Below are 17,549 nucleotides of genomic sequence, written 5' to 3'. Positions count from 1 at the left end.
CGTGTCTCCTCACCGCGAGCCCCTCGCCCGGTGCGGTGCCACCCGCTCGACGACCTCGAAGACGCCCTCGACGAGCAGGGCGAAGACGGCGACCAGCACGGCACCGGCGACGACCTGGGGCGTGCTGGCCAGGTTGAATCCCGCGGTGATGATCCGGCCGAGCCCGCCGCCGCCGGCGAGCGCGGCGATGGTGGCGGTCGCGACGAGTTGGACGGCGGCGATCCGCACCCCGGTCAGCACCATGGGGAGTGCGAGGGGCAGTTCGACCTGGAACAGGCTCTGTCGGCCGGTCATGCCCATGCCGCGGGCCGCCCGCACCACGTCGCGGTCGACCTCGCGCATCCCGACGTACGCGTTGGTGAGCAGGGGCGGCACGGCGAAGAGGACGAGCGCGACGACCGTCGGCCCCTCGCCCCACCTCCCGATCGGGGTGAGCAGGAGAAGCACCAGCACGGCGAAGGTGGGCACGGCCCGGCCGACGTTGGAGAGGTTCACGGCGAGCGCGCCGCCCTTGCCGAGGTGCCCGAGGACGAGGGCGACGGGCAGCGCGATCAGACAGCTGACGACCAGGCAGACGACCGTCAGGACGAGGTGCTGGGCGAGACGGTGCCGGACGCCGTCGTCGCCCGACCAGTGCGCGGGGTCGGTGAGCCATCCCCAGGCCTCGGTCAGGGTGTTCATCCGCGGCCCGCCCGGGTCCAGGGGGTCATGAGCCGCTGCACCGCGAGGAGCAGGAGGTCCGCGGCGACGGCGATGACGACGCACAGCACCGACGCGGTGAGGACCTGCGCCTTGAAGTAGGTGTTCATGCCCGCGTAGATGAGATTGCCGAGCCCGCCGAAGCCGACGATGGCGCCGACGGTGACCAGGGACACCGCCGACACGGTGGCGATCCGCAGCCCGGCCATGCCCGCCGGCAGTGCGAGCGGCAGCTCCACGGTGAGCAGCAGCCGGACGGGCCCGTACCCCATGCCCCGCGCGGCCTGCCGGGTCTCCTCGGGGACGGCCCGCAGGCCCGCCAGGATGTTCCGAACGAGGAGGGTCAGCGAGTACAGGACGAGGCCCGCGACGACCAGCGCGGCGGACAGTCCGTAGACCGGCAGGAGGAGCGAGAACATCGCGAGCGACGGGACGGTGTAGAGGACCGTGGTCGCCGCGAGGACCGGGCCCGCCGCCAGGCCCCAGCGACGGGCGAGCACGGCGAGCGGCACCGCGACGGCGAGTCCGAAGAGGACCGAGACCGCGGTGAGCTGGAGGTGCTGGGCGACCGCGTCGAGGAGGATGTGCCGGCGGGTGCTCAGATACTCGCCGCAGATCCACTCGTTGCGCGCCAGGCAGTCGTCGGGGGGCGCGGTCACCCCTCCATTCCATCGGTGCGGGCGGTGCCCGGCGCGTTCTGGTGACCCGTACGGGGTGGACCGGCGTCCGAGGGTGTCGCTGAGTACACCCCGGAACAGGGGTCCTGCGGCCCGTGTGGGCGGACCCGGCTCTCCGTAGCGTCGTGGACGAGGCACAGGGCGTGCCGACGGAGGGTGATGACGATGTTTCACCGAGCGCGACGCACGAACGACCCGGGACCCGCCGCCGAGGCGCTGCGGCTGGTCAAGGTCGGCAAGTCCTACGGGACCGGGGCCGGTGCCGTGACCGCCCTGGACGGGGTGACGCTCGGTCTGGCGCGCGGCACGTTCACCGCGGTCATGGGGCCCTCAGGGTCCGGGAAGTCCACGCTGCTGCAATGCGCGGCGGGGCTCGAACGCCCCGACAGCGGCATCGTGAGGGTGGACGGGGCGGAGATGACCGGCGGCGGCGAGGCGGAGCTGACACGGTTCCGGCGCAGCCGGATCGGCTTCGTCTTCCAGCAGTACAACCTCCTGCCGACACTGACCGTCGCCCAGAACACGATCCTGCCGCTCAAGCTCGCCGGCCGACGCGTCGACCGGGCGCGGGTGCGGGAGGTACTGACGGCCGTCGGGCTCGGCGACCGGCTCGGTCATCTGCCCGACCAGCTCTCCGGAGGACAGCGGCAGCGCGTGGCGATCGCCCGGGCGCTGGTGACCGAGCCTCGGGTGATCTTCGCGGACGAGCCGACGGGGGCCCTGGACACGCGCAGCGCGCGGGACGTACTGGTCCTGCTGCGGGAGGCCGTGCGGGTGCACGGCAGGACCGTGGTCATGGTGACGCACGACCCGGTGGCCGCCTCGTACGCCGACTCCGTCGTGTTCCTCGCGGACGGGCGCCTGGCGGGCGAGCTGCACGCGCCGACGGTCGACGCGGTGGCCGAGCGGCTGGCCCATCTCGGCGACGACGTCCTGCTGGAGGTGTGAGGGATGTTCGCTCTGGCCCTGCGTTCGCTGCGCAAGCGCCCCGCGCGCTGCACGGCGACCCTGCTGTCCGCGTTCCTGGGCGCGGCGATCATCATGACGTTCCAGTCGATGCACGACACGGCCGGCCGCCCGGGCGTGGACCGGGTGAGCGCGGAGTCGCTGTCCACCGCGGCGAGCGTCGTCGGCGGGTACGGCACCTTGCTGGTGTTCTTCGCGGTGGCGTCGACGCTGACGGTCAACGTCCGTCAACGCCGCTCCGAGATGGAGCTGTTGCGCTGCTCCGGAGCGACGCCGGCGCAGATCGGGCGGATGGTCGTCGGGGAGGCCGTCGTGATCGCGCTGGTGGGTGCGGTTCTGGCGATCGGTCCGGCGATGCTCGGCGGGCGGGCCCTGCTGGGCGTCTTCCAGGACAGCGGACAGGTGGCGCGGTCGGTGGACTACTCCTTCGGTCCCGTCGCGCTGATGTCCGGCATCGGCATCACGGTGCTCGCGGCGGCGGGCGCGGCGTTCCTCGCGGTGCGCCGGGCCACCCGGCGGAGCGTGCCCCGGCGCGGGGCGCGAAGGTTGCTCGCGTACGGGGCGCTGGCGCTCGGTGCCGTGGCCGTCTGCTCGACCTTCGCCTTCTCGGCGCGGGACGCCGCCCTGATGGCGCCGCCCGCCTACGGCGCGATCCTGCTGTCCGTGGGGTGCGCGCTGGTGTCCCCGAAACTGCTGACGACCGTGCTGGACCGGCTGCCCCTGCCGGGGGCGAGCGGCTGGTTCGCCGTGCGGAACCTGCGACGCCGCGCCGCGGAACTGTCCGCGGTCCTGATGCCGTTGATCCTGTTCACCTGCGTGGCGACGGCGACCCTGTACATGCAGGCCGTCGAGAACGACGCGATCGACGCCTCCGGCCTGCCGAAGTCCGTCGACGCCAAGAACCTGGAGACCCTGAACCTGGTGGTCGTCGGGATCATCGTGGTCTTCGCCTGCGTGATGCTGGTCAACTCCCTGTACGCGGCCACGACTTACCGGGCCGGGGAGTTCGGGCGGCAGCGACTGGCCGGCGCGACACCGGGGCAGGTCCTCGCGGCGGTCGGCGTGGAGAGCGTGGTCCTGACGGTGACCGGCGTCTTCTTCGGCACATTGGCCGGGCTCGCCGGGATCCTCCCCTTCACGCTGGTCCGGTCGGACACGCCGCTGCCCGGCCGGGGGCCGGGAATCTGGCTCGGCGTCGTCGCGGTCGCGGCGCTGGTGACGGTGGGCACGAGCCTGCTCACGGCCCGGCACGCCGTGCGGGCACCCGCGGTGGAGGCCGTGACCCTGGCCGCGTGATCGCGTACGGGTAGCGACGGGGGCAGCCGCTCGTCGAGCGGCTGCCCCCGTCGTGTCGGGGGGCGGGACGGGCGGCGCGGCACGGCTACGGGCCGGGCGGGACCCGGGCTCGGTACGGCGACGCGTCGGGCGGGACCCGGGCTCCGTACGGGGACGAGTCGATGTCCTCCGCAGCGTTGGCACACGCCCGGTGCAGTGGCGACGATGGATCCAGGAGCCCTGCCCGACGACACACCCCGCCCGGAGGGGACGATGAGTCCAGACGCCCGTCCGGATGACGACGATCCGCGCAGACTGCGGGAAGAGATCGACCAGTTGAAGGAAGCGGTCACCTCGCACGCCGTCGTGGACCAGGCCATCGGCATGATGGTGGCGCTCGGACGGGTGACGCCCGAGCAGGGCTGGGCCGTCCTGCGGGAGGTGTCCCAGCACACGAACATCAAGCTGCGCGCCGTCGCGGAGATGATCATCGTCTGGGGGCAGGAGGGAGAGCTGCCCGCGGACGTGCGCGCGGTCCTGGAGGAGACGCTCGACAAGTACGGGCCCACGGAGATCCCGGGTGCGCCACCGCCGCCGTGAGTCCGGACGCCCGAGGCGCGCGGGTGTTTCGATCGCTCCCTCCCCGGTAGTCCGAAAGGAGCGGGGCACTGGCCAACCGCTCCCGGGAGGGTTCGGCAGTGAGCTCGCCACCGGCCGCCCTGCCGGGTCGACTCGGCAGGGCGGCCGGTTCGGTGTACAGGGCACCGGGGTGCCTACGCCACATCGGCGAGCGCCTGTTCCCGCACCGCGCTGCACGAGTTGCTGATCAGCCGGGACACGTGCATCTGCGAGATGCCGAGCTGCCGTGCGATGCCGCTCTGTGTCATGCCGCGGAAGAAGCGCAGGTAGAGGATGGTCCGCTCCCGCTCGGGCAACTCGCACAGCAGGGGTTTCACGGCCTCCCGGTCCACGACCAGGTCGTAGCCGGTGTCGGGCTCGCCGAGGGCGTCGGACAGCGCGTACCCGTCGTCGCTGCCCGGCAGATCGGCGTCCAGCGACAGGGCGGTGAAGCTGTCCAGCGCCTCCAGGGCGGTCCGTACGTCGTCCTCGCACAGGTGGGCGCACTCGGCGATCTCGGTGACGGTCGGCCGTCGGCCCGGGATCGTCTGGGACAGCTCCTTGAGCGCGGCACGTACGCGGTTGCGCAGGTCCTGGACCCGGCGCGGCACGTGCAGGATCCACATGTGGTCCCGGAAGTGGCGCTTGATCTCGCCGGTGATGGTGGGGATGGCGTAGCTCTCGAAGGCGTGCCCCAGGGCGGGGTCGTAGCGGTCGACGGCCTTGACGAGACCCAGTGCGGCGACCTGGACGAGGTCCTCTATGGACTCCCCCCGGCCACGGAACCGTCCGGCTATGCGTTCGGCCATGGGGAGCCAGGTCCTGACGAGCTCGTCGCGCAGCGCCTGCCGCTGCGGACCGTCGGGAAGAGCGGACAGACGTTCGAATGCTTCGGTGGTGTCGGGGGCGTCGTCGTGGGGGTGATGCGTCGTTCTCGCCGTGACGGACATGGTGCTCACAACTCCCTCAGGAGGTGCTGACTGAACAGTCACCATGGGAGGGCACGCACACGGGCCGAGAGGAGACACCCGCGGTCCGGCATACCGGCTCCCACGGACGTGCCTCCTGTCCGAAGCACTCTTCTCCCAGTTTCCCTCTCTCGACACACGCAAACAAATTCGTGAATCATATGACACCCGGCGATCGCGCGACGCTGGAGCGTGACCGGGTACGGGCCCGCTGTCAGCCGGTCCGTCCGTGGCGTGACCACAGCCGGTGGGCCCGGTGGCCCTCGGCGGACGCGGGCCCGAGCGGACCCACCCGCTCGATCGCCTCCGCCGTGCGCGGATCGTCGCGCCGGCGAGCCCGTAGGCGGCCGCTGGGCGGACCGACCGGTCGTCCTCGCCGAGCAGGGCGACGAGCGCGTCCGCGACGGCGGGTGTGCCGTCCCCCGAACGCGGCCAGTGCCTCCGCGGCGACGCCGCGCACGTCCGGGTGCGGGTCCCGCGCCGGCGCGAGCAGTTCCCGGGTGCCGTCCAGGCCGGGGCCGTCCCACCCCGGCAGCGCTCCGCCCGCGCTCATCCGCACCTCGGGGTCGGGGTCCCGCAGGGGGCGAGCAGCGCGGCCGTGGCCGCGGGCCTGCGGGGTACGTCGCGCCCGGCGAGGACATCCGGCACCCGCCGTCGGACGCGGGGGCCCGGATGGCCGTGGTGGCGCACGCCGAGGGCTTCGCGTGCGGGTGGTCGTGCAGGCTGAGGGTCCGCAGTACGTCGGCCCTGCCCTCGCCGTCCGTCTCGTCGGCCGCCCACGACCTGGAGGTCTTACGGAGCCGTGACATGACGGGCGCGCTGCTGCCGTGGGGCGGGGCCGCCGCCCTAGCGTGAGTCGCATGCGAGTACTGGTCACCGGCGACGCCGGGTTCATCGGGTCCCATGTCGTACGGGCGCTGCGGGCGCGGGGGCACGAGCCGCTCGCGTTCGACCTGCGCGACGGCCTCGACGTGCGGAACGCGGACGCGGTCGCCACCGCCCTCCCGACGGTGGACGCCGTGTGCCACCAGGCGGCGATGGTCGGTCTGGGCACGGGGTTCGGCGACGCGGCGGAGTACGTCTCGCGCAACGCCCTCGGCACGGCGGTGCTGCTCTCCGCGATGGCCGACGCGGGGGTACGGCGGCTCGTGCTCGCCGGCTCGATGGTCGTGTACGGCGAGGGCGCGTACGCGTGCGGACGGCACGGGGCGGTACGACCGGGGCCCCGGGCCGTGACGGACCTGGACGCGGGGCGGTTCGAGCCCCGGTGTCCGCGCTGCGGTGCGGAGTTGACCCCGGGGCTGGTGGGCGAGGACGCCCCCGCCGATCCGCGGAACGTCTACGCCACCACGAAGCTGGCCCAGGAACATCTGGCGGCCGCGTGGGCCCGGTCCACCGGTGGCAGCGCGGTGTCGCTGCGCTACCACAACGTGTACGGCCCCGGGATGCCCCGCGACACCCCGTACGCCGGGGTCGCCTCCTTCTTCCGTTCGGCTCTCGCCCGGGGCGAGGCGCCGCGCGTCTTCGAGGACGGCGGCCAGCGGCGGGACTTCGTGCACGTTCGGGATGTGGCGGCGGCCAACGTGGCCGCTCTGGAGGCGGGTTCACGCGCGGGCGCGCTCACGGCCTACAACACCGGCAGCGGCGAACCGCACACGGTCGGCGAGATGGCACAGGCCCTCGCCGCGGCCTCCCGGGGCCCCGAGCCCGTGGTGACCGGGGAGTACCGGCTCGGGGACGTCCGGCACATCACCGCCGACTCGACGCGGCTGCGGGCCGAGCTGGGCTGGAAGGCCGAGGTCGGATTCACCGAGGGGATGCGGGAGTTCGCGACCGCGCGGCTACGTGGGGAGTAGCGACGCGGGAGTCCGCGACCGCGCGGCCGCGTGGGGAGTGGCGGAGCCGCACCTGCGCGAGAGTCTCGCGGTCTCGCCCGCGTGCGCCGCTCACACCTCGGCCGTGGGCAGTCTGACCTCGAAGCAGCAGCCCCCGGGGACGTTGCGCACGGCCGCCCGGCCCTGGTGGGCCTCCACGATGCCCCGGACGATGGCAAGGCCCAGGCCGGCTCCGGCGGGAGGGGTACGGGCGTTCGTGCCGCGCCAGCCCGTGTCGAAGACGCGCGGCAGGTCCTCCTCGGGGATGCCGCCGCAGCCGTCGGTCACGGACAGCACGACCCCCTCGTCCGACCGTTCGGCGGCGACCGCGACCGTACCGTCGGCCGGCGTCCGGCGGATCGCGTTCACCAGCAGATTGCCCAGGACCCGGCTCATCTCCTTGCCGTCCACCTCGACCGGGACCGGCTCGACACGGTCGCCGACCAGCCGGACCCCGTGCTCGCGAGCCAGCGGGTCCGCGCCCGCCAGGGCGTCTCCGACGAGGTCGTACACGCAGACGCGCGACGGGGAGAGCGCGAGGGCGCCCGCATGGATGCGGGACAGCTCGAACAGGTCGCCCACCATGCCGTTGAGCCGTTCGACCTCGGTGCGCATCTGGCGCAGATAGCGCTCGGGGTCGGCCGCCACCCCGTCCTCCAGCGCCTCGGACATCGCGCGCAGTCCGGCCAGCGGGGTACGCAGGTCGTGCGAGATCCACGCGACCAGTTCGCGGCGCGAGGTCTCCAGGGCGCGCTCACGCTCACGGGACCGCGCCAGCTTCGCGCTGGTGGCCGCCAGTTCCCGGCCCAGCGCCTCCAGTTCGGCGGTCGCCGGGCCGTCGGGCGCGGCGAAGTCGCCGCCGTCGCCGAAGGAACGGGCGGCGAGGGTGAGCGCCCGGCTGCGCGCCACGACCCAGCGGCCCAGCAGCAGTGCGGTGGCCAGGGACACCACGGCCGCCATGGCGACGACCGTGGTCACCACGGTCAGGTCGTGGGAGGACAGGAACATCGCCCAGGCCACGGCGAGCGTCCCCGCGAGCATGGCGGTCACGGCGACCGCGGCGACGACGCCGAGCGACGCGGTGAGCGACCGTCGCCGCAGCAGCCACAGAGCCGCCGCGCCGAGCAGTCCGGCGGCCGCGGCGCCCAGGAAGGCGTACAGCGCCATGAGCAGTATGTCGTGCATGGTCAGGCCGCCTCCTCGCGCGGCAGGGCGGTGGTCATGGACGGACCGCCTCCTCACGGGATGTGCCGTCGAAGCGGTAGCCGACGCCCCACACCGTCTGGATCAGCCGGGGGCTCGCCGGGTCGTCCTCGACCTTGCCCCGCAGCCGGCGCACATGGACCGTGACGGTCGACAGGTCACCGAAGTCCCAGCCCCACACCTCGCGCATCAGGTCCTCGCGGCTGTAGGCCCGGCCCGGATGGCGCAGGAAGAAGGCGAGGAGGTCGAACTCGCGGATGGTGAGGGCGAGTTCCTCGCCGTGCTTGGTCGCACGGCGGGCCGCGGGGTCGATGGCCAGTCCGGCCGTGGCGAGGGGCCGGGCCGCGGGGGCGGGCCTGCTGCGGCGCAGCACCGACTCCACGCGCAGCACCAGTTCGCGGGGGCTGAAGGGCTTGGTGACGTAGTCGTCGGCGCCGACCTCCAGACCGAGGATCCGGTCGTCCTCGTCACCGCGCGCGGTGAGCATGATGACCGGCACGGGGCCGTGGCCGCGCATCCGCCGGCACACCTCCAGCCCGTCCATGCCCGGCAGCATCAGGTCCAGCACCACCAGGTCGGGCCGGTGCGCGGCGGCGCGGGCGAGCGCGGAAGGCCCGTCCGCGGCACGGTCCACCAGGTATCCCGCGCGGTCCAGGTAGCCGGAGACGACCTCGGCGACGGTCGGATCGTCGTCCACGACCAGGACGCGGGCGGCCTCTCCGTACCCGCCGGGAACGTTCGCGGCGGACACGGCTTCACGGGGCCCGGAGCCGCCGTGCACACCGTGCTCCGCGCCGTGTCCGCCGTACCCGGAACTGTCGGGTCCACCGTGCCCGGAGCCGGCGGATCCACCGTGTTCCGAGCCCTCGTGTCCACCGCGCCCGGACCCTTCGTGCGCGCCGTGTCCGGAGTCCTCTTGCGTACGAGGTCCGGGGCCTGCGTGCGGTCCGGCGCCGGACGGGCGGTGCGGTCCGGCCGTCACGGGGTCGCGAGGTGCGCCCACCGGCGGAGTCTTCGGTCCTGGTCCCGGTCCCGCGGGCTCGGCGGAGCCGGCCGGTGCGGGGCCGCGACCGTCGGGAGCCCGACCGTCGGGAGCCCGACCGTCGGGAGCCGGCGCGTCCCGGCGCCGCGTGCCTGCGGATTCGTACGGCTGCTGCATGCGTCCAGCCTCCCACCGGCTCGTCGCCGATGCGGTCGGCCCGGTCCGACGTCCGTGTTTCGTAAGGATCCGAAGTCCGATATCTCCCCTTCGCGTTCGTAGGGTGAACGCCGTGACGACCTCTCCCTCCCCGGACCCGGAAGTCGACGTGGTCCTGCCCTGCCTGGACGAAGCCGAGGCCCTCCCCTGGGTGCTCGCCCGCATCCCGCCCGGCTGGCGCGCCCTCGTCGTGGACAACGGTTCCACCGACGGCTCGGCGGAGCTGGCCCGCGCCCTCGGCGCGACCGTCGTGCGCGAGGAGCGCCGCGGCTTCGGTGCCGCCTGCCACGCCGGCCTCACCGCCGCCACCGCGGACATCGTGTGCTTCTGCGACTGCGACGCCTCGCTCGACCCGTCGCTGCTCGTGCCGTTCGTACGCGAGGTACGGGACGGCGGGGCGGACCTGGTGCTCGGACGGCGCCGCCCACGCGAACGCGGCGCCTGGCCCGCGCACGCCCGCGCGGGCAACGCCGTGCTCGCCCGGATGGTGCGCCGTCGCACGGGGCTGCGCCTGCGCGACCTCGGGCCGCTCCGCGCGGCGCGCCGCGAGCCCCTGCTCGCCCTCGGCCTCACCGACCGCCGCAGCGGCTACCCGCTCCAGATGGTCGTCCGCGCCGCCGACGCCGGCTGGCGCGTCACCGAGCACGACGTGCCCTATCTGCCGCGCACCGGCGCGTCCAAGGTGACGGGCACCTGGCGCGGCACCTGGCACGCGGTGCGGGACATGCGCCGTGTCCTGGCCGAGCCGCCCGGCGCCGCCCCCGCAGCCACCCCGCACCCCGGAGGAACCGCCCAGTGACCACGCTCCTCGTCATCGCCAAGGAACCGCGGCCGGGACGGGTCAAGACCCGCCTGACGCCTCCGTTCACTCCCCGGCAGGCGGCGACGCTCGCGGAAGCCGCGCTCGTGGACACCCTGCGCGCGGTGGCCGCGACGCCCGCGGCGCGCCGTGTCCTGGTGCTCGACGGAGCGCCGGGCGCCTGGCTGCCGCCCGGCTTCGACGTCGTACCGCAGTGCGCGGGCGGGCTCGACCAGCGGCTGGCCGCGGCCTTCGCCGGCTGCACCGGACCCGCGCTGCTCATCGGGATGGACACGCCTCAGGTGACGCCGGCGCTGCTCACCGTGGACTTCGCCGACTGCGACGCCTGGTTCGGGCCGGCCGAGGACGGCGGCTTCTGGGCTCTGGGGCTCGCCGCACCCGATCCCGCGCTCCTGAGGGGCGTTCCGATGTCGACGCCCACCACCGGAGCCGTGCAGCGGGACCGCCTCACGGCAGCGGGACTGCGGGTGCGCGATCTGCCCCGGCTGCGGGACGTCGACACGGCCGCGGACGCGGAGGCGGTCGCCGCCTCGGCACCCGGTGGCCGCTTCGCGGCCGAGCTGGGCCGCCTCGCAGCGGCGGCCGGTGACCGATGAACGGCGCCCGCGAGATCACCACCGCCGAGGTCGCCGGTCCGGACCGGCCGGCGACCGGCCCGGGAACCGGCGCACCGGGCACCTGGGGCGCCGACCCGTACGCGGACGCCTTGGCGCGCGGCCGGGGCCCGCTCTTCCTGCGCCGGACCGACGGCTGGCTGCTGCCCCTGGAGGTGGAACGCTGGTGCGCGCGGGCCGACGCGGTGGACCTCCAGGTCCTGGGGCGCTGCGAGGGCGCCGTGCTGGACGTCGGCTGCGGCCCCGGGCGGCTGGTCGCCGAGCTCGCGGCCCGGGGCCATCGCGCGCTGGGCATCGACGTGAGCGAGACCGCGGTGGCCCGGACCCTGCGGCTCGGCGGACAGGCGCTGCGCCGGTCCGTGTTCGAACCGCTCCCCGGTGAGGGGCGCTGGAACACCGCGCTGCTCGTCGACGGCAACATCGGCATCGGCGGCGACCCGGCCGCCCTGCTGCGCCGACTGTCCCAGCTGGTGGCGCCCGGCGGCCTGCTGCTCGCCGAGACGCTCCCGGACGTGGACGTCGACGAACGCGTCAGCGTCCATGTCGTCCGGGCCCTCGACGCCCAGGGCGGCGCCGGCGGGCCGGCGTTCCCCTGGGCCCGCGTCGGCACCCCGGCCCTGTTGCGGCACGGGGTGCGCGCGGGCTGGCGCCCGGAGGGTCAGTGGGCGGCCGGCGGGCGCTCCTTCGCCGCCCTGCGCAACCGGTCCGACCGCGCGGTGCGCCACGTCCGCAGGACGAGCAGCGCCGCCGAACCTCCGAACAGCACCGCCGTGATCAGCAGCCAGCGGGCGAGGAAACCGTCGCCGGGCAGGCCGGTCGCGGACCGGTAGTGGTCCGCGACCTGCCCGGTGACGAGCGGGAACCACACGAGCAGGAGGAGCGCGGACAGCGCCGCCGGGACACGGACGTAGAGCGTCCACTCCCGGCGGCCCACCCTGTCCAGTGCGCCGGTCAGCGCCCGGTCGGCACCCGCGTACAGAGGCACCAGCACCAGGTCGTGCAGCACGGCGGCACCCACGAACCAGAGCGCCACGGCGAACCAGTCGTCCGCGAGGAGCCGTACCCCCGCGTATCCGGCGAGCGCGAACGAGCAGGCGAGCAGCAGGAGTTGCAGCGGGCTCCCGACGTACGAGCGGAGCGACCGCCGCGTGGCCGGCCGCGCACCGAACCGCGCGGGACCGGGCCACCGCAGCACGGGCCGCTTCATCGCGGGCCACCGCATCGCGGGCCACCGCATCGCGGGCCACCGCATCGTGGGTCGTCTCACCACGGGCCGCCTCATCACAGGTCTCCGAACGTCATCCGGGCCACCCATTTGGTGTTGAGCACACCGGGCGCCGCGGGGACGATGACGCGCGCCGGGTGGCCGTGATCGGGCGTCAACGGCGCGCCGTTGACGTAGAGCGCGAGCAGGGAACGCGGGTCGCGCACCTGGTTGTCGCGCAGCGCCGCGCTGCGGAAGGCGCCGTGCCGCTGGAGGGACTCGACCAGGACGTCGGGCGCCGTCTGGGGCTCGTACCCGACGAGCGCCGCGAGGTCGCGCAGCCGCACCCCCCGCCACCACTGGTCGGAGGTGGACCAGCCCTCCACGCACGCGATGGGCAGCGCTGCACTGTGCAGCGGGAGTCCGAGCAGATCGGACCTGCTCAGTCGCACCGTGCGGCCACGTCCCCGCACGACGAGCCGCCATGCCTCCTCGGTCGTCTCGCTCGCGCTGATCCCCCGTGACGCGGCCGTCTTGTTGATCTGGAACCCGGCGGGCCCGCCGCCCGGTTCGGGGCCGCCGTGCGGCGTGAGCAGGGCGGTTCGGCGCAGCGGCCCGTCGAAGCTGCGGCCGGCCGTCGTGACGAACAGCAGCAGCGAGCCGCCGCCCACGACACCGAGGGCGCCGCGCCGCGAGACGGTGGGCTCTGCGGGCTCCGGTGCGACCAGGTCGCCCTGTTCGTCGTGCGGGTGGCGCAGCGCGCGGAGCGCCGCCGGCATCTTGAGCACGGCGTGTGCCACGAACGCGGCGAAGAACACCCAGGCCCCGTAGAAGTGCAGCGGGTAGAACGAGCCGGGGAAGACGTAGTCGAGCTGGACGTTCAGGATCCCCGTGGTGAACTCGAACAGCCCGCCACCGACCAGCAGGAGCAACGAGATCCGCTCCAGCGCATGGGCGAGCGACCGTGCGGGCGGCAGCGCGAACAGCTTCGGCACGACCGACCACAGCTTCGCGAGCAGGACGGGGACGAGCACGACGCCCAGCGTCACGTGCACGCCCTGGGTGAGGCGGTAGAGCCAGACCGGGCCGGTCGGCCAGGAGAACAGGTAGAAGCCGAGCAGCCCCTTGTCCGGGGTCTTGTCGTTGACCGGTGACAGGTCCGGGTTGTAGGCGGCGTACGACACGAGCCCGGTGACGAACAGCACCGTGATCCCGCCGAGCAGGACGACGCCGAGCACGGCGGTGAACCAGGGGCCGCGCACCGGGCTGCGCCAGAACGCGGGCGAGGAGGGAGACCGAGGCATGGCCCGACCGTAGGCCCGCGACACCACCCGAAAGGGGCCGCGAACGATGACGAAACTCTGACGTCCACACGAGGGGCGGCGGTCGAGGGGGTACCGCGGCCTAGCGTGCCGGTGTGAACCGCGATCTTCTCCGTGACCTGTACGCCGTGCCGGCCGCCGCCCTGCTCGTCGCGGCCGCCGTCCTCATCGGCGACCGGATCGAACACCGCGACGGCACCCTGCACGTGTCCTGGCCACCGCTGTACGCCCACTGGGAACCGCACGCGGGACCCGGCACCGCCGTCGCGCTCGTCGTGGCGGTCGCCGTCGTCGCGTACGGTCCGCGCCTCGCCGCCCGGCTGCCCTGGCGCGCCCTGCTGTGGGCCGCCTGGGGCACGGCCATGGCGTGGACGTTCGCCCTGGCGCTGGTCGACGGCTGGCAGCGCGGGATCGCGCGGCGCCTCACGACCGAGTACGAGTACCTCCAGGTCATCGACCGATTCCACGACATCCCGGGCACGCTGCGGGACTTCACCCACCACATCCTGATCCACTCGCCGGACCACTGGCCGGCCCACGTGGCCGGGCATCCCCCGGCCGCCACCGTCACGTTCGTCCTGCTGGACCGGATCGGGCTGGGCGGCGGCGCGTGGGCCGGGGTCTGGTGCATCGTCGTCGGGGCCGCCGCGCCGGCCGCGGTCCTCGTGGCCGTGCGGGTGCTCTGCGGGGAGGCGCTGGCCCGCCGTGCCGCGCCGTTCCTCGTGCTCGCCCCGGCGGCCGTATGGATGGGCACCTCCGCGGACGGCTACTTCGCGGCCGTCGCCGCGTGGGCCGTCGCGTTCCTCGCCCTCGCCGTCACCGGGCACCGCCCCCGGGCCTGCGGTCTCGCCTCGGGCCTCCTGTTCGGCCTCACCTGCTACCTCTCCTACGGGCTGACGCTGTTCGCGCCGATCGCCGCCGCCGCGCTGCTGCTCGGCTCCCGTCGACTGCGCCCGCTGCCCTACGTCGCCGCCGGGGCCGCGGTCGTGCCGCTGGTGTTCACCCTGCTCGGCTTCGACTGGTGGGAGGCGTACCGGCTGCTGGTCACCCGCTACTACGAGGGCGCGGGCGGCATCCGGCCGTACGGCTACTGGGTGTGGGCGAACCTCGCCTGCACGGTGCTGGTCGTGGGCCCGGCGACGGTGGCGGGGCTGCGACGCGCCTGCGCGACGCCCGTCCTCGGTGAGCTACGGGCCGTTCTCCGCAAGGGACCCCGGATGCCCGGCAGCGTGCCGGAAGCCCGTCTCGCGCTGCTCGTGCTCGCCGCCCTGCTCGCCCTCCTCGTCGCCGATCTGTCCGGGATGAGCAAGGCGGAGACGGAGCGGATCTGGCTGCCGTTCGCGATGTGGCTGCTCGCGGCGGGCGCGCTGCTGCCCCGGCCCCGCGGCTGGCTCGCCGCGCAGGCCGTGCTCGCCCTGCTCCTCAACCACCTGCTGCTGACCGGCTGGTGACACCGCAGCGTCCCGGTGCCACCGACCCGACAGGGGGTCCGGCAGGTGCCCGGCGTGAGCCTCCGGCGGGTGCCCTGAGCGGGCGTCCGACGGATGCTCTGCGCGGGCCTGCGGCGGGTACCCCGTGCGGCCTCCGGCGTGGGCGCCGTCACAGGTGACAGAAGCCGTGAACAAGCGCTTAGATAGTGGGGCCCGACCTGGCCCGTGCCGAGCTGGAGGCCCCGTTGCTTTTCACGTCCGTCGACGATGTCACCGCGCGCCTCGCCGAGACCGGCTATCTCGCGTCGCCCGCCGTCGCCACCACGGTGTTCCTCGCCGACCGGCTCGGCAAGCCGCTTCTGGTGGAGGGCCCGGCAGGCGTCGGCAAGACCGAACTCGCCAAGGCCGTCGCCCAGGTCGGCGAGGCCCGGCTGATCCGCCTGCAGTGCTACGAGGGGGTCGACGAGTCCCGGGCGCTGTACGAGTGGAACCACGCCAAGCAGCTGCTGCGCATCAGCGCCGGGCGGGACGAGACGTGGGACGAGACGCGCACGGACATCTTCAGCGAGGAGTTCCTGCTGCCCCGGCCGCTGCTCACGGCGATCCGCGGGGACGACCCCAAGGTGCTGCTCATCGACGAGACCGACAAGGCCGACGTCGAGGTGGAGGGCCTGCTGCTCGAAGTGCTCAGCGACTTCCAGGTGACCGTCCCCGAGCTCGGCACCGTCACCGCGACCCGCCGCCCGTTCGTGGTGCTCACCTCCAACGCGAGCCGCGAGCTGTCCGAAGCGCTGCGTCGCCGCTGTCTCTTCCTCCACATCGGCTTCCCCGACGAGGAGTTGGAGCGCCGGATCGTACGGCTGAAGGTGCCGGGCCTCGACGCGGCGCTGACGGAGTCCGTGGTGCGGGTGGTCGGCGCGCTGCGCGAGATGGACCTGCGGAAGGTGCCATCGGTGGCGGAGACCATCGACTGGGCCCGCACGCTCCTCGCGCTCGGCGCGGACACCCTGGACGAGACCGTCGTACGCGACAGTCTGGGCGTCATCCTCAAGCACCAGGACGACGTCCTCAAGGCGGCGGCCAAGCTCGACCTGGACTCCCTGTGACCTCTCCGGCGCCCGCCGCGGACCTCGCGGAACGGCTGACCGGCCTGGTCGGCGCGCTGCGCTCGCACGGTGTGCGCATCGGCACCGGGGAGAGCGTGGACGCCGCGCAGGCCCTGGAGGCGCTCGGCCTCACCGACCGCGAACGGCTGCGCGAGGGGCTGGCCGCCACGCTGCTGCACAACCCCGGGCAGCGACGGGTGTTCGACCCGGTCTTCGACGTGTACTTCCCGCGCCGCGTCGGCGCCCTGGACGCCGACGCGACGGTGGACCGGGAGGACCTGCGCGACCGGCTGGCCGAGGCGCTCGCCACCGACGACCGGGCGATGCTGGCCCGGCTGGCGCAGGAGGCCGTGACCGGTTTCGGCGGCTACGGCGCCACGCCGGGCGGTGACGGCTGGTCGTCGTACCAGGCGCTGGACCGGCTGCGTCCGCAGACACTGATGGCCCGGGTGCGTGACACCGTCCGTGCCCGCGGCGACGCCGCCGGTTTCACCGACCGGCTGCTGGAGGACGAGATCCGGCGGCGCATCGAGGAGTTCCGGCAGCAGGTCGCCACGGAGGCGCGGCGCCGGGTGGCCGAGCGGCGCGGCCGGGACGAGATCGCGCGGCGGGCGGTGGCGCCGACCGCCGACCGGGTCGACTTCCTCTTCGCGGGGCGGGACCGGCTCGCCGAACTGCGCAAGGTGGTGCAGCCGCTGGCCCGCAAGCTGGCCACCCGGCTCGCCGCACGCCGCCGCCGGGCCTCCCGCGGCACCATCGACCTGCGCAGGACGCTGCGCGGCTCGCTGTCGACGGGCGGGGTGCCGATGCGGCCCGTGCTGCGCAGGCGTCGCCCCGTCCGCCCGGAACTGGTGCTGGTGTGCGACGTCTCGGGTTCCGTGTCGGGGTTCTCCGACTTCACGATGCTGCTGGTGCAGGCGCTGCACGACCAGTTCAGCAAGGTGCGGGTGTTCGCCTTCGTCAACCGGATCGACGAGGTGACCGGCCTGCTGCGGCGCGGCGCGGCCGACGCCGACGGACTGAGTGCCCGCATCCGCGACGAGGCGACGCTGACGGGGTGGCACGGCAGCAGTGACTACGGTGTCGCGTTCGGGGAGTTCACCGAGCGGTACGCCGACGCCGTGGGCCCCCGCACTACCGTGTTCGTCCTCGGTGACGCCCGCACGAACATGAGCGACCCCAACCTGCCGGCCGTGCGGGACATCTCCGAGCGGTCCCGCCGCACCTACTGGCTGAACCCCGAACCGCGTTCCCAGTGGGGCACCGGCGACTCCGCCGCCCCCGCCTACGCCGGGCTCGTCGAGATGCACGAGTGCCGCAACGCACGGCAGCTCAGCGCGCTGATCGCCCGGCTGCTGCCGGTCTGAACGCGCACGCGAGCGGTGTCGCCCGCGACGATCCCCCGCTCGGTCGTGCCGCGGATGGGCAGAACGGTCGGTGAATGCGGAGTCGAGTCGGCCTGCCCCGACGGGTGGTCAATCCGGCCCCGCGGACGGTCGATGAGGTCGGCGTCGAGTCGGTGTTCGTCCGGTCAGGGCCGACATCACCGGCCAGGCCTTGGATTCGCGGGCGTCT

Annotated in this window: 16 protein-coding genes; 10 read left to right on the top strand and 6 right to left on the bottom strand. The window is 74.1% G+C overall.

Annotated elements, in window-relative coordinates:
• Window positions 1-9 precede the first annotated feature (9 nt).
• Window positions 10-681, bottom strand: a complete 672-nt coding sequence (locus BKI49_RS33620; protein WP_095938082.1) for an ABC transporter permease — start codon at window positions 679-681, stop codon at window positions 10-12.
• A complete protein-coding gene (locus tag BKI49_RS33615) occupies window positions 678-1,358 on the bottom strand; it encodes an ABC transporter permease (protein WP_095938081.1) in 681 nt (226 codons plus the stop codon). Before BKI49_RS33615 ends, BKI49_RS33620 begins: the two co-directional genes overlap by 4 nt.
• 177 nt (window positions 1,359-1,535) lie before the next feature.
• Between BKI49_RS33615 and BKI49_RS33610 the strand changes: the two genes are divergently transcribed.
• The 3 genes from BKI49_RS33610 to BKI49_RS33600 all read left to right on the top strand — a co-directional run bounded on the left by BKI49_RS33610 (window position 1,536) and on the right by BKI49_RS33600 (window position 4,217).
• Entirely contained in the window at window positions 1,536-2,324 is a 789-nt protein-coding gene (locus BKI49_RS33610; RefSeq protein WP_037761948.1) for an ABC transporter ATP-binding protein, read from the top strand.
• A 3-nt stretch (window positions 2,325-2,327) separates the two neighbouring features.
• The gene (locus tag BKI49_RS33605; protein ID WP_095938079.1) at window positions 2,328-3,638 is read left to right on the top strand and encodes an ABC transporter permease; all 1,311 of its coding nucleotides are present in this window, start codon (window positions 2,328-2,330) and stop codon (window positions 3,636-3,638) included.
• A gap of 252 nt (window positions 3,639-3,890) precedes the next feature.
• The gene (locus BKI49_RS33600) at window positions 3,891-4,217 is read left to right on the top strand and encodes an ANTAR domain-containing protein (RefSeq protein ID WP_095938078.1); all 327 of its coding nucleotides are present in this window, start codon (window positions 3,891-3,893) and stop codon (window positions 4,215-4,217) included.
• Between the two features lie 173 nt (window positions 4,218-4,390).
• On the opposite strand, the gene BKI49_RS33595 is transcribed toward BKI49_RS33600, so the two are convergent.
• On the bottom strand, window positions 4,391-5,185 hold the full coding sequence (locus tag BKI49_RS33595; RefSeq protein WP_095938077.1) for a SigB/SigF/SigG family RNA polymerase sigma factor: 795 nt from the start codon (window positions 5,183-5,185) through the stop codon (window positions 4,391-4,393).
• Between the two features lie 878 nt (window positions 5,186-6,063).
• Between BKI49_RS33595 and BKI49_RS33585 the strand changes: the two genes are divergently transcribed.
• Window positions 6,064-7,059, top strand: a complete 996-nt coding sequence (locus tag BKI49_RS33585) for an NAD-dependent epimerase/dehydratase family protein (protein ID WP_095938075.1) — start codon at window positions 6,064-6,066, stop codon at window positions 7,057-7,059.
• A 90-nt stretch (window positions 7,060-7,149) separates the two neighbouring features.
• On the opposite strand, the gene BKI49_RS33580 is transcribed toward BKI49_RS33585, so the two are convergent.
• Entirely contained in the window at window positions 7,150-8,262 is a 1,113-nt protein-coding gene (locus tag BKI49_RS33580; protein WP_095938074.1) for a sensor histidine kinase, read from the bottom strand.
• A gap of 34 nt (window positions 8,263-8,296) precedes the next feature.
• Entirely contained in the window at window positions 8,297-9,031 is a 735-nt protein-coding gene (locus tag BKI49_RS33575; RefSeq protein WP_095938146.1) for a response regulator transcription factor, read from the bottom strand.
• Between the two features lie 511 nt (window positions 9,032-9,542).
• Between BKI49_RS33575 and BKI49_RS33570 the strand changes: the two genes are divergently transcribed.
• The 3 genes from BKI49_RS33570 to BKI49_RS33560 are packed head-to-tail and all read left to right on the top strand — an operon-like array spanning window position 9,543 to window position 11,742.
• Entirely contained in the window at window positions 9,543-10,277 is a 735-nt protein-coding gene (locus tag BKI49_RS33570; RefSeq protein WP_095938073.1) for a glycosyltransferase family 2 protein, read from the top strand.
• Window positions 10,274-10,894 (top strand): TIGR04282 family arsenosugar biosynthesis glycosyltransferase, encoded by a 621-nt coding sequence (locus tag BKI49_RS33565; protein ID WP_095938072.1) that lies wholly within the window; start codon window positions 10,274-10,276, stop codon window positions 10,892-10,894. Before BKI49_RS33570 ends, BKI49_RS33565 begins: the two co-directional genes overlap by 4 nt.
• Complete coding sequence (locus BKI49_RS33560; protein ID WP_095938071.1) at window positions 10,891-11,742, top strand: class I SAM-dependent methyltransferase; 852 nt, start codon at window positions 10,891-10,893, stop codon at window positions 11,740-11,742. The genes BKI49_RS33565 and BKI49_RS33560 overlap by 4 nt, the downstream gene beginning before the upstream one ends.
• Window positions 11,743-12,193: 451 nt before the next feature.
• Here BKI49_RS33560 and BKI49_RS33550 read toward each other — a convergent pair whose 3' ends face one another.
• Window positions 12,194-13,420 (bottom strand): molybdopterin-dependent oxidoreductase, encoded by a 1,227-nt coding sequence (locus BKI49_RS33550; RefSeq protein WP_095938070.1) that lies wholly within the window; start codon window positions 13,418-13,420, stop codon window positions 12,194-12,196.
• Between the two features lie 113 nt (window positions 13,421-13,533).
• Here BKI49_RS33550 and BKI49_RS33545 point away from each other — a divergent pair, with 113 nt between their 5' ends.
• From BKI49_RS33545 to BKI49_RS33535, 3 genes are all read left to right on the top strand, one after another.
• Window positions 13,534-14,889: a hypothetical protein gene (locus BKI49_RS33545; protein WP_095938069.1), complete on the top strand. Its 1,356-nt coding sequence runs from the start codon at window positions 13,534-13,536 to the stop codon at window positions 14,887-14,889.
• Between the two features lie 224 nt (window positions 14,890-15,113).
• Window positions 15,114-15,974: an AAA family ATPase gene (locus tag BKI49_RS33540; protein ID WP_095938145.1), complete on the top strand. Its 861-nt coding sequence runs from the start codon at window positions 15,114-15,116 to the stop codon at window positions 15,972-15,974.
• Entirely contained in the window at window positions 15,971-17,341 is a 1,371-nt protein-coding gene (locus BKI49_RS33535) for a VWA domain-containing protein (protein ID WP_095938068.1), read from the top strand. The genes BKI49_RS33540 and BKI49_RS33535 overlap by 4 nt, the downstream gene beginning before the upstream one ends.
• Window positions 17,342-17,549 lie beyond the last annotated feature (208 nt).

Origin of the sequence: Streptomyces sp. Tue6028, from assembly GCF_002300165.1 — a bacterium.
GTDB classification, from domain to species: Bacteria; Actinomycetota; Actinomycetes; order Streptomycetales; family Streptomycetaceae; genus Streptomyces; species Streptomyces siamensis.
The sequence above is the reverse complement of the archived record's forward strand: the minus strand, read 5'-3'. Positions and strand labels throughout refer to the sequence as shown.